This window comes from Paenibacillus taichungensis (assembly GCF_003287275.1).
Taxonomy (GTDB): Bacteria; Bacillota; Bacilli; order Paenibacillales; family Paenibacillaceae; genus Paenibacillus; species Paenibacillus taichungensis_A.
Window position 1 is genome coordinate 133,457 of the sequence record NZ_QEVW01000014.1, and the last position, 12,581, is coordinate 146,037.

The window sequence follows — 12,581 nt, forward strand, 5'->3', positions numbered from 1 at the left end:
TGACCCTCCCTTGATCAGAACCGGATTCGTATATTTCAGCTTCCCCGGTATGTACTGTAACCTCCTGGCGCAATCAACAAAGGAATGTGGTAGTGACTTGCATCATCGGAAACGGCAAACCGAATCGGTACAACCGTCCATAATACCTGCCCTAATTCTTCAAATGGTCGCTGTGCATAATAACCCTCAACGTTGAACTGAAGCTCGTAGACCGCTTGCTCAAGCTTCCCACCTTCAAGCAACGGTGCATCCAGACGCCCATCGGCATTGGTCAACGATTCAGCAACTTTCATTTTGTTTTCCTTTTCGCCATCCCTATGCAATATAAAAAGTTCAATCCGCACACCTGCGGCCGGAACACCCTTGGAAGTATCCAGCACATGCGTGGTAATCCGTCCTCCAGCCACCGGCATCATGCCTCCCTTTCTTTTTTCGAGCCCGAATTGTCAACCTCTAGATCATCTCTTGTCATTGAAAAGCCCTGAAATCCATAAGGAGGTCTGGCCTCGGTAAATACTTTGCCTTCTCCTTCTTTTACTTCCTCCAGCACCGTTTCCCATGTCCGATTGTTGGATTCAAATGAAACCTCACTGAGCTGTCCAAATCTCCGCAAGAGCCTTAGTCCAATCTGATAAATCAGATGCTGAATGGATGCCGAACGCCACGCATGGAATACGGCAGCAGCTACATCTCGTACTTGCTCCGCCGCTACATAACGTCCGAGCTGATCGTCCATGCCATCTCTCGGGTCCTCGTAACGCCAATTGATATTCAGGAAAATGAAGAGCGGACGGTCCCATGTCTCGGGTAAGGTGGTGTACTCATCTTTGACGAAACCGGCAAATTCACTGCCTTTTACCTTAATAAGTCTGATATCTGCAACACCACTGAAATGATTGCTCAGCTCGACCTGATTTCCTTTTCGCTGCGCTTCAATTGCTGCCGTCGCGCGATCATTCTGGGAATAACGGAATACCAGCTCGCTTGCACGAAGGCTTCCTTCTTTGCGAACAGGCACATCTTCAAAAGGAATCTGATCTGCCGTCATTTGCACTTTGATCATCTGTGGATATGTCTCCAGAAAACGTCGGCTGACGTAAGCGAGAAAACCTTCCACCGTAGCTCCGTAGTAATCCGCAGCATGTTTCAGGATGAAATTCTTCATTGAATTCGTTGCAACGACGCGAGAATTATCTCCTTCGATAAAAGAAGGCAGAAATTCGTCGCCTTGCACGGCTACTTTAATGTTTAATCCGAACAGGATATTATTGCGTCCAGTAAATGGAGATTCCGGTATGGCCTGAATACCCGTCAACGGTTTGGCGTATGAACGGTACATCCATACATCCCCTTTGCCGTAATACATGGTCCGCTGCTTTACTTCGGATGGCTTTAATTCAAATTCATGTTTATGACCAATCTGTAGCAGCCACTGCTCCAATCGAATGGAAGCAATCTTGAACACTTCCTTCAGGGCGGTCTGAAATTCTTCCTCTCTTCCTCTCTGATTGCGGTTCCGCATGGACTCCAGGATGGACTGAGCTGTGTGACCTTTCACGGCCAATATAAAAGGAAAGCCGAATTGGCTTGTATATTCTTTATTTAATTTACTAAGCTCGTTATATTGCTCCACCGAAAGTGAATTCAGCCCTGCACCAGCCTGTTCCTGAACGGAATTGCTGCTCATGCTGATTCGCGCACCGAGATCCGGGTGATTGCAAAGCAGTTGCAACTTCACCTTTTCATTGGATGTCTGAACCACGTTCTTCATCACGTTCATCATGTGTTCAAAAGAGTCGAATGGCCGCGAAGGCCAAGAACGCTCCGCCACCCAAGGTGATTCTTCGAATAGTCCGCCAAACGTATGCACGAACTGGGTTATAGACCAGTTGTTAACGAGTTTAATGAAGTCGCCCATGTTAGAACCTCCGGTCTTCTGTGGATTGTTGTTCTTCATTTTAGTTGTCTCTTCGTACAGCGACAACAATATTTACGCAATTTTGTAATATAACATAACATCAGTTATGTGATTTGTTAGTAGTGCACGGGATTTGGTTGTTCAAATGTAATGAAAAGCGCAAAAAAACCGCACTTCCTCAAGGGAAGTACGGTTTTATCTGACATGCCTGCTTCATTGTTATGCTGCACAAACCTTGTTAGGGATAATGATTATGATCATAACTGGATATGAGTATTAAGGTTTGTCGACCGATTAATGATGCTGCGAATGAGGTCTTGCCGAGGTTTTATCCCGCACAAACTTGCGGAAGGTGAACACCAGCTTTAATTTCAAAAGATCATTCGTCTTCTTAAAGTCCATTTGCAGCAAACTTCCGACCTTCTCCATCCGATAGGTAACAGTGTTTCGATGCACAAACAGCTGCTTGGCAGCTTCGTTAATGAGTCCATCATTCTCGATAAATGATTCCAATGTATTCATCAGCACCTGATTGGGATCACCATCCCTAGCCAATAAGGGCTCAAGTACTTTATTGCAGTAATTCTCCATGATGTTATCCGGAACATGTTGGAACACATAGGCGAATTCCAGCATCTCAAACTGGAGAGCCCGATCCTTCATACCAAATCGGCGAGCCAGTTGACGCGTATCTAGACATTCCTGATAGGCCTCGCGCAGCGACTTCGGTTCATGCTTCATTTTGCTGATCCAGAACCGTGGTGCAGATGCTCCCTTAGCTTCCTGTGCTGCAAGAACATCACTGAACCGATTTAGCAGGAATGCTGATAATTCTTCTCCATAATCCCGCCCTGTTGGACAGGTATAGATGGATAATATGCCATCTTCGATCTGAAAATGCTGCGAGGCCGTGAATTGCATCAGTGGATTGTACTGCAACTCGCGATGGATCTGCTTCAGCAGCTTCCCTTCTGCAAAAACAGATGGCTCCAGCGTGATCAACACACATTGATAAGTCCCCTGGAACAAATGAACGCCTTTATTCTCGCTAAGTTTGGTGAGTTCATCTACCGTCATTTTGTTATCTAGATATTGGGTTAACAGCGTGCGCATCTCATCCTGAACCGTGGGGTTAATGTGTTCTCGATAGGTCATATCCATATAGAAGGCCAGGACATCCGCGGCCTGCTGAAACAATTCTTCTTCAGCTCTAAGTGACAGCGCCGAGTCTGTAAAGACGAGTAAAAATCCGTATTCTTCATCATTCTGCTTGATAGGTACCCGGTGGCAACTTCCCTGATTCCATTTCACACGGTGCATGACGGATTTCCAGGGCCAACCCTGTACTACTGCATCTCCTGAAATGCCTTCACTTCCATACAGCACATGGCCGCGGGAGCCAATAACCGCAAGTGGATAATTTAACACGGTAGCAAGTTCGGCAAATACATTCCGATGCTGTTGCTGCTGCAATGCAAACTGCATCAATTTTTTCTGTTTTTGAACCACCTCGTGCAGTAAACGATTGCTGCGTTCATGTTCAGCCTTGAATAACGCATTCATTTGATCCGAAAATGTAAACTGGAACGGCAGTTCCAGCAGCGGCAACCGCAGTCGATCTGCTTCTTCGATAATTCCTTGCGGAATGGCCTGCCAGAAGCGGCCCAATTTAATGCCTAATCCGGCACAACCACGTTCGTTCAGACGGCGCATCAAACGAAGTGCATCGGTCTCGTTGTCTTTCATAATAAATGCGGTTGTGAACAGCAGTTCTCCGGATTTGATCCAATCCGCTATATCTGGAGCGTCCATGACGTTAACGGATTTCATCATCCGCGAAGTCCCTTCCCCACCTGCAACCAGTCTGGCCTCAGACAACGGGTACACCTGTAAAGCTTCTTTAACCGTAAGCTGCATGGACATTACCTCCCATATATATAACGCGTAAAGCAGTTTATATCCTTTATCCGGATCTAAGAAAAGGTGTAACACTTGATTTTAACCATTTTATTGAAATAAACCTTGAATGTTGTTAAGTATTATAACATCATTTTCTTTTGAATAGCTTACATGAAAAAAAATAAAACCCATGACACAATTGCAGCAATCGTTGCGCAACTGGCATAGGTTTTATTTTTCGAGTTGATACATGTTGAATTACAAACGGAAAGGATCAGATTCCCAATGTTTCGTGACTCAGCCACAATTTCATCCGGGACAGTACCTCTTTCATATTGAGCGGTTTGCTAATATAATCTGAGGCTCCTGCCGCTATACATTTATCACGATCTTCTTTCATGGCTTTGGCAGTCAAAGCAATAATAGGGAGCTGCTTGAGATTTAATCTCTCACGGATTTGGCGAGTGGTTTCATACCCATCCAACTCTGGCATCATGATATCCATCAAGATAATATCCGGATTCGCTTCTCCGCTCTCTAACATCTCCAGACACTCGTAGCCATTCTGAGCTGTAATCACCTTCATGTCATACTGTTCAAGGGCATTGGCCAAGGCATATACATTTCGAATATCATCATCGACAACAAGAACCTGGCGGCCATTCAATAATGATTCTTCAAGTGGAGTCAGAAACATCTCGACCTTTGTTGAATTCTCACCTGAAGCTTTGTTGGTTTCAGGAGCAGTCACGGCAACCTCGTTCAAGAACAATCTGGAGTTTTGCACAACCTCAGGCTCTTCCCTTCTAAGCGGGAGGAATAGGGTAAAGACACTTCCTTGTCCTTCACGACTTGTTGCCGAGATTGATCCTCCCAACAGATTGGCAAGGGATTGAGAGATCGACAGTCCCAGTCCGGTTCCCCCGTATTTTCGAGCTGTGGCCCCATCTGCCTGTTTGAAAGCATCAAAGATCTGCAGCAGTTTGTTGTCCGCAATGCCAATCCCGGTATCACTAACCGAGAAGGCTATAACATCGGTCTCTGCTCCGTTCGCTTCAGGATTGGACAGACTCACTCTGGAGATGGTTAAGGCTACTTCCCCTTCATTGGTAAACTTAAATGCATTGGAGAGCAAATTCCGTAAAATCTGGTGTAACCGCATCTCGTCGGAAACAATCGTTTCCGGCAGAGGACTTTGAAGCTGAATCCGGAAATCAATTCCTTTTTGCTCCGCCGTTTTCAGGAAATATTGATTCATCGCTTCCGGTAGGGTTCCAAGATAGACATCATCCAAATCCACTTCCATCTCCCCTGCCTCCACTTTGGAAAGGTCGAGAATGTCGTTAATCAGGTTCAAGAGGTCCTTACCTGATGCATGGATCACCGAAGCATATTTCTGTTCCTCACTATTTAAGTGCTGATGTTTGTTTTCAGTCAAAATCTCGGACAGAATCAGCATGCTGTTCAGCGGGGTACGCAGTTCATGCGACATATTCGCCAGGAACTCAGACTTATAACCAGAGCTTGTCCGTAACTGATCGGCTACTTCTGCAAGTTCGCTAGCAGATGTCTCAGCCGCATTTTTCTGCATTTCCAGCCGCTCGTTCAACATGTGCAGTTCCTCTGTCTGCATATGTAATTCTTCCGTCTGGGACACCATCTCTTCGGTCTGTGCCTGCAGTTTCTCCGATTGTGTCTGTAATTCTTCATTCAACACCTGTGATTCATCATACAAATGCTGTAATTCCATGCGTGTTACGGTGGAATGAAGCGAGACACCGAAGATTTCTATGAGCTCGGTTAACAGCTTTGTTTCCTTTGGTTCGATCTGCTTCATGGAAGCCAGTTCGATTACAGCTATTGTTTTACCTTCAAATACCACCGGAGCTACCGTGAGTGATGCAGCTGACGCATCACCAAGTCCCGATGAGATGCGAATATAATTTTGAGGCAAGTCGTTCATCTGCAAAACTCGCTTCTCAATCGCGCTCTGACCGACTAATCCCTCACCCGGTGCAACGGATACTTTACCGAGGGAACGCTCTTTCTCTCCATCTGCTGCATACGCAGCTACACGAATCAGACGATTCTCTTTCATCGCATATAAAACGCCATAAGGGGCTTCCAGCAGGATCGCGACTTGGTTTAGGAACAACCGTGACAGTCCCTCCAAACTTGTAGGGTTCTGCAGGAGTGTAGCTATGCTGGCAACCCGATCCTTAAGTCGATTCTGTTCCTGTACCGTGTCCAGCAATAAGTTCGTCTCTTTACCTAAATCACCGACCTCATCTTGTGTACGGACAATAATACGCTGTGTGAGATTGCCGCCTTGAGATATGTCGCTGATGGTATGTTTGACTTCACGAAGAGTTTTGACGATATTGCCCGAAATGACTAGCGCTGCGGCTACAGATAGTCCGGCAACGGCAGCCCAAAGGGTATACATAATAGTAAGCAATGTGGAGCTTCGTACTGCGAGCTCGGTCACCCGGCTTTCCGTCAGTCGCAACTCTGTATTACGGAAGTTCTCGAACTCGGATCTTAACAGATCAATTTCACTTTTCCCTGGATCGGCATGGAAAAATTCAATGACTTTCTCCTGATCTCCTTGTCTCTTTAGGGCCACCGAGGCTGAACCGGCAACATCAATCCAGCGGACAATATGAGTTTTGATGGTTTCCAGAGTCATCTGCTGGGATGGGTTATCACTAACAAGCTCATACAGTTCGGCATAATTGGAGTTCCACTGGGTAAGCGCTTGATTGTATGGCTCCAAATAACTTTCTTCCCCGGTGATCATGAATCCCCGCTGTCCTGTTTCCATATTCAGAACATTTTTCTCAATTGCATTGGTCAGGTTATGCACTTCCAGGTCGTGGTGGCTTATAAAATCGATTTCCTTCTGCGATGCATCAATTTGGGCAGATAACACCAGCAAAACGGCACCAAATAACAACACAACCATTAGATAGCCCAATAAAATTTTGGAGCGTATCGTGAATCTTCTCTTTTTCGACAACGCAGAAACCTCCAATGAAATAAACAATTCCGATCAATAAAAAAAACAGTCGCATATGTAGTTTATATGTATACGTATATACTGACAAGCATTAGTTCAAAGACCTCATGAGCTAAAAAGCGACCTGCGTATGCAGGTCGCTTTTTTATTGGAATGAAGTTCGCATGATAATGACTGATTAGGCTTTGGGTGCAATCATTTTCGCTGGATCAACATACTGATCGAATTGCTCTTCCGTAAGCAGACCGGTCTGCAATGTTGCTTCTTTCAGAGACAGTCCTTCCTTATGCGCGAGCTTGGCAATTTTGGCTGCATTCTCATAACCGATATGGGGATTAAGAGCAGTAACCAACATAAGCGAGTTATTCAAATTGTGTTCAATCTGACCGAGGTTCGGCTCAATGCCCACCGCACATTTATCATTGAATGCAACGATGGAGTCCGCAAGAAGCTGAACAGATTGCAGGAAGTTGTAGATAATAACCGGTTTGAACACATTCAACTCGAAGTTACCCTGACTTGCCGCGAAGCCAATCGCCGCATCGTTCCCCATTACTTGCGTAACCACCATGGTCATCGCCTCGCTCTGGGTTGGATTCACTTTACCCGGCATAATGGAACTGCCCGGTTCGTTCTCCGGAATACGAATCTCTCCCAGACCACTGCGTGGGCCACTAGCCAGCCAGCGAACATCATTGGCAATTTTCATCAAGTCAGCTGCAAGCGCTTTAACTGCACCGTGAGCATAGACCACTTCATCATGACTTGTAAGTGCGTGGAATTTGTTAGGTGCAGATACGAAATCCTTGCCTGTATGCTTGCCAATTTCCTTGGCAGTATAATCACCAAAGTCAGGATGTGCATTAATTCCGGTTCCCACAGCTGTACCACCAATTGCGAGTTCTTTCATATAATTCACACTATCACGGATCATACGTTCACTCTTATCGAGCATCGCTTCCCAGCCGCTGATTTCCTGACCGAGTGTAATTGGCGTTGCATCCTGAAGATGAGTACGTCCAATTTTGATAATATCTTTGAAATTTTCCGATTTGTCTGCAAAAGTGGATTTCAGCACCGCGATTGCCGGCAAGAGTTGATCTTCAACAGCAAGTACTCCTGCAACATGCAGAGCCGTTGGGAATGTATCATTGGAGCTTTGGGACATGTTTACATCATCATTCGGATGCAGACGTTCTTCCTTGCCCTTTTGTTCCAGCAGCTGGTTACCCAGATTGGCAATGACCTCGTTTACATTCATGTTGGACTGTGTTCCGCTACCCGTCTGCCATACCACGAGCGGGAAATGATCATCAATGCGACCTGCAATAATTTCATCTGCGGCATAAGCAATTGCATCGGCTTTGGCAGCGGACAATTTACCTAATTTATGGTTACTGGCAGCAGCGCTTTTTTTCAAAATGGCAAGAGCACGTACAACTTCCATCGGCATATGCTCGCGACCAATCGGAAAATTCTCCTTGCTGCGCTGCGTTTGAGCTCCCCACAGCCTGTCGGCTGGTACTTTCATTTCACCTAACGTATCTCTCTCAATGCGGTATTCCACTTGCTTTTCCTCCTCCAAAAAGATGGTTTGGGCTCTACAAAAATACGTATACATTCTTTTCTTCACAGCATCTTGCATTGAGTGATTCCAAAGTGAACTTTGGCATTTATGCAAAATGCTCTTATGAGCAAAGCTTGTGTATCTTGTCATATTATACATGATTGCCTGTCCGATTTTCACCTTTTCGACAAAAATGTAAGCGTGACGCAAAGTGTTTGAGTATTTATTTTTGCGCTTTGATCGGATAAAGACGGCTGGTTTGCTCAAATAATTCCCCTGGCTCAAGACCAATCAGACCGATCTCTTCAGCAGGAATGCCTTGTACATTCGGGGCGTTAACAAGGTTCATCTGTGGTTCAGGACAGAAGAAGCCGCCCGACATGTTGTTATTCCAGATCATCCAGTGCTTGTAGGACGTGCCGACATCATATACCAGCTTGTCTCCAGTACGATGATCAGTAAGTTCCATATAGTTACGCCCATTCTGCGGTTCTGCCGTGTAATGGTTGTCCATGGCTGCAAAAAACGGACTAACACCTTCACCCTTTAATTGCTCTTCCTCTGGTGTAAGCGGTTGAAATTGTCCCGTAGGCAAAGAACGTTCATTTAATTCACGACGCTGACCAATCGTTATTTTGGCCGTGTAATCGGATGCCTGGCTTTCCGGTGCAAAAGGTACGCTAATGGCTGTATGGAATGCGAACAGGTTCGGCATACGTTCCTTCCCGTTATTGCGGACATTCAATTGTTGCTGAAGTCCCAGACTACTTAGCGAGTAACGGAGTGTCACTGTGAAAGTGAATGGCAGGTATTTGTAGAACTCATGTCCTTCCTTCACTTCCTGACTAAGCACAACATAACTTTCTAGCTCGTTAGATCCGTAGCCTTCAACCTTCCATTCGGCATCATGCAGAAATCCGTGCAGATGGTTACCTGTAGCCGGTTCGTTCACAGGTAATTGATAGATTTCACCACTCCATGGGAACCGACCATCCTCATAACGATTTGGTGGGGAAAGAATCGGAATACCGTATACGGCAGGTGCAGCCATAAATTCGTCCATATGTTCCTGGTCCGGCTCACGCAAATAACGGAATCCCTGCTCTGTATCACGGAAAGCGACAAGGTTGGCACCCACGCTCGGAATAACTGCCGCTTCGAATTGATTAAAACGAAGCCAGACGGCTGGTATACCACCAAATTGTTCTTCGAAAGCTGCATTTTGCTGTGTCATCGTTATATGTACCTCCTGCATACTAAGGTTATATTATACGGCTCGACTATATCATGACCGGGCACAAAATACCAATCTATGATAGAGAACAAATTCATGATGGAACAACAAAAAAGACAGCTACGATGCTCCGCGGCTGTCTCCATCCCCTTATGCTGCCGTAATGGAATCATTCCAGATTTCAATGGAATACCCATGTATGGCATCTGCTCTATTAATCCACATACTTGCCGTGATCCGGAACGGCGGTCTGTTCAAAATCAAGATCGAGTCGCTCCAGCGAATCTCTCAGCATTTCTCCGGTTAAGGAATGTCCGTGCCCGGTAATAGCAACTATAGGCTGCAGTCGACGAATATGCTGAACTGAGCGATGAGCCGCTTCCCAATCCGTCGTGAAATACGCGGGTGGACCGTGCAACTGTTTGTCCTGAAGCAGCACACTCCAGAGCGATTCCTGTTTCACAGTGACGATCGCGTCTCCCGCAATCAGTGTACGGTCTTCTTTTCGAAATAGCGACACATGGCCCGGTGTATGACCTGGTGTATGCAGCCATTCCCAGCCAGAAACACCTGGGATGGAATGATTATCCGGCAGACTGAATATCCGATCATCCAGATTAATAGCTTCATTAGGGTAAGCAAATGACAGCCGTGCCATCAAACCGCCACCAACAGTTGGGTCGGCCGGAGGATAATCCTTCACACCTGTCAAATAAGGCAGTTCCAGCGGGTGTGCGTACACCGGGACGCCCCAGAATTGTTCCAGTTCGATGACGGTCCCGACGTGATCAAAATGACCATGTGTCAAAATAATCGCAGACGGTGGACCAGGAAAGCGTTCAGTTGCAACATGAAGAATCTGATCAGTGAAACTGGCCATTCCAGTGTCCACGAGTACCCAGTTCCTGCTTCCAGGCTCCCCAATGAACACAACATTAACGAACAGTGTACGCAGACTGAGGATATCGTGTGCGACTTCTTCAAGTCCCGTCATTCCTGCTGTAATCAGATTGTCAGATGCCATTCACGGTTACCTCCCATTCAGGCGGATTGTCTCTCTGGTTCCATTCATCTGTCATAGACTTCCCTTTTCTGGATTAACCATTCTTTATTTCCAAATAAAATAGACGATGGACGCCCTGTTTCAGGCATACACCGTCTAGTATAATCAGCTTCATTCCATATTAGAACAAGAACCTCTCGGTCCGATTATGCTGGGTAAGCGTCCAGTGCCGCATCAAGCAGCTGATTGTACATATCGTCATCGTTTTCCAGCAGCTCGTCCATACGCAGCAATTCATCTTCATCACCGGATTGTTCAGTGAAATGCAGACTATAATCCCAATCCTTGCCGTTCTTGCTCATAAACGTAATCTCATAAACGGACTTTTCGCCTTCTGCACGAAAAACGGTATTTCCTACAAAATTCTTTTCATCTTCACGACGCATCTCTGCACGAATAATCTCAATATTCACAATCGTTCTCTCCTTTAATCTCTCATCAGTTGCAGGTCTCCACAATTTATGGTAAACCTAGTTTGGTAATTATTATTGGTTAATTGTACAATATATATCGTAGCAACGTATACCTTATTCCATAAGGGAACCTTACTGACTCCTTACATACCTGTAATGAGGACTATAATAACAAACAGCTACGACATTATACCAAATTGGAGGAAAAAATAGCATGAACAATTTTGAAACGAATTTACAACAATATGCCGAACTGGCTGTCAAAGTCGGTGTCAATGTCCATCCTGGGCAGACTCTCGTCGTGAATGCACCAATCTCGGCAGCACATTTTGTACGCCTGATCGTCAAAGCCGCTTATGGCACAGGTGCCAAGCTGGTCAAAGTAAACTGGAGCGATGAGGTGATTACACGTCTCCAATATGATCTCGCACCAGAGGAATCCTTCTCCATTGAACCAAAATGGTTTGCAGGAGAAATGACCGAACTCGTAGAAGAAGGTGCCGCCATTCTGCATGTGATCGCAGAAAATCCGGACCTGCTTGCAGGTGTTCCTCAGGAACGGATCGTGACTAGTCAGAAGGTTCGTGGTAAAGCGATGGAGAAATATCGTTCCTATCAGATGGCAGACAAATTCAGCTGGTCCATTGTGGCAGTTCCTTCCCCTGAATGGGCAGCCAAAGTATTCCCTGATCTTCCAGCCGAGCAACAAATTGATAAATTGTGGGATGTCATCTTCAAAACCGTTCGCATTGGTGAGCAGGATGCTGTCGCTGAATGGAAAACGCATTTGCTGAATCTCGACTCCCGTGCTGATCTGCTTAACGAGAAGAAATACAAAAAGCTTCACTATACTGCCCCAGGTACAGACTTGACTATCGAGCTTCCTGAAGGTCATCTGTGGGTTTCCGGTGGCAGTATTAATGAGCAGGGACATGTCTTCGTTGCCAATATGCCTACAGAGGAAGTTTTCACTGCTCCACTGAAAACTGGAGTTAACGGTACAGTTCGCAGCACCAAGCCACTGAGTTATGGCGGCAACCTGATCGACGGCTTCTCCCTCACTTTCGAAAATGGTCGAATTGTCGATTATACTGCTGAACAAGGACTTGATTCATTGAAAAGTTTGATCGAAATGGATGAAGGCGCACATTATTTGGGTGAAGTAGCTCTCGTTCCACATCAATCGCCGATTTCAGATACGAATATTTTGTTCTACAACACCCTCTTTGATGAAAATGCATCTAACCATTTGGCTATCGGTAACGCCTATGCCTTCTGCCTGGAAGGCGGCAAAACGATGTCCAAAGAGGAATTGATCAGCCATGGCATGAACTCCAGTCTAACTCATGTGGATTTCATGATTGGATCAGGAGAAATGAACATTCACGGTGTCACTTCCGAAGGTAGCGAAGAGCCAATCTTCTTGCAAGGCAACTGGGCTTTCTAATTTAAAATAGTGTAAATGAGA

Annotated in this window: 9 protein-coding genes; 1 reads left to right on the top strand and 8 read right to left on the bottom strand. The window is 45.8% G+C overall.

The genetic code is table 11. The annotated features are described in order from the left end of the window. Positions 1-35: 35 nt before the first annotated feature. From uraH to DC345_RS20630, 8 genes are all read right to left on the bottom strand, one after another. Entirely contained in the window at positions 36-413 is a 378-nt protein-coding gene (uraH, locus tag DC345_RS20595; RefSeq protein ID WP_113054682.1) for a hydroxyisourate hydrolase, read from the bottom strand. Then, a complete protein-coding gene (gene pucL, locus DC345_RS20600; protein WP_113054986.1) occupies positions 413-1,918 on the bottom strand; it encodes a factor-independent urate hydroxylase in 1,506 nt (501 codons plus the stop codon). Before pucL ends, uraH begins: the two co-directional genes overlap by 1 nt. Before the next feature lie 294 nt (positions 1,919-2,212). Beyond that, complete coding sequence (locus tag DC345_RS20605) at positions 2,213-3,835, bottom strand: PucR family transcriptional regulator (RefSeq protein WP_113054683.1); 1,623 nt, start codon at positions 3,833-3,835, stop codon at positions 2,213-2,215. A gap of 256 nt (positions 3,836-4,091) precedes the next feature. After that, a complete protein-coding gene (locus DC345_RS20610; RefSeq protein ID WP_113054684.1) occupies positions 4,092-6,836 on the bottom strand; it encodes a CHASE3 domain-containing protein in 2,745 nt (914 codons plus the stop codon). 178 nt (positions 6,837-7,014) lie between these two features. Continuing rightward, on the bottom strand, positions 7,015-8,403 hold the full coding sequence (fumC, locus tag DC345_RS20615; protein ID WP_113054685.1) for a class II fumarate hydratase: 1,389 nt from the start codon (positions 8,401-8,403) through the stop codon (positions 7,015-7,017). A gap of 223 nt (positions 8,404-8,626) precedes the next feature. Continuing rightward, entirely contained in the window at positions 8,627-9,637 is a 1,011-nt protein-coding gene (locus DC345_RS20620) for an aldose 1-epimerase (RefSeq protein WP_113054686.1), read from the bottom strand. 214 nt (positions 9,638-9,851) lie between these two features. Continuing rightward, complete coding sequence (locus tag DC345_RS20625; protein WP_113054687.1) at positions 9,852-10,661, bottom strand: MBL fold metallo-hydrolase; 810 nt, start codon at positions 10,659-10,661, stop codon at positions 9,852-9,854. A gap of 185 nt (positions 10,662-10,846) precedes the next feature. Beyond that, the gene (locus tag DC345_RS20630; protein WP_181586674.1) at positions 10,847-11,113 is read right to left on the bottom strand and encodes a hypothetical protein; all 267 of its coding nucleotides are present in this window, start codon (positions 11,111-11,113) and stop codon (positions 10,847-10,849) included. A gap of 214 nt (positions 11,114-11,327) precedes the next feature. On the opposite strand from DC345_RS20630, the gene DC345_RS20635 reads away from it, so the two are divergent. Continuing rightward, positions 11,328-12,560, top strand: a complete 1,233-nt coding sequence (locus tag DC345_RS20635) for an aminopeptidase (RefSeq protein WP_113054688.1) — start codon at positions 11,328-11,330, stop codon at positions 12,558-12,560. The last annotated feature ends 21 nt before the right edge of the window (positions 12,561-12,581 follow it).

Excerpts from the sequence above, each read along its gene's own strand:
- DC345_RS20605 (WP_113054683.1), bottom strand. The coding sequence starts at position 3,835 with ATGCAGCTTACGGTTAAAGAAGCTTTACAGGTGTACCCGTTGTCTGAG.
- uraH (WP_113054682.1), bottom strand. The coding sequence starts at position 413 with ATGCCGGTGGCTGGAGGACGGATTACCACGCATGTGCTGGATACTTCC.
- DC345_RS20625 (WP_113054687.1), bottom strand. The coding sequence starts at position 10,661 with ATGGCATCTGACAATCTGATTACAGCAGGAATGACGGGACTTGAAGAA.
- pucL (WP_113054986.1), bottom strand. The coding sequence starts at position 1,918 with ATGGGCGACTTCATTAAACTCGTTAACAACTGGTCTATAACCCAGTTC.
- DC345_RS20620 (WP_113054686.1), bottom strand. The coding sequence starts at position 9,637 with ATGACACAGCAAAATGCAGCTTTCGAAGAACAATTTGGTGGTATACCA.
- DC345_RS20635 (WP_113054688.1), top strand. The coding sequence starts at position 11,328 with ATGAACAATTTTGAAACGAATTTACAACAATATGCCGAACTGGCTGTC.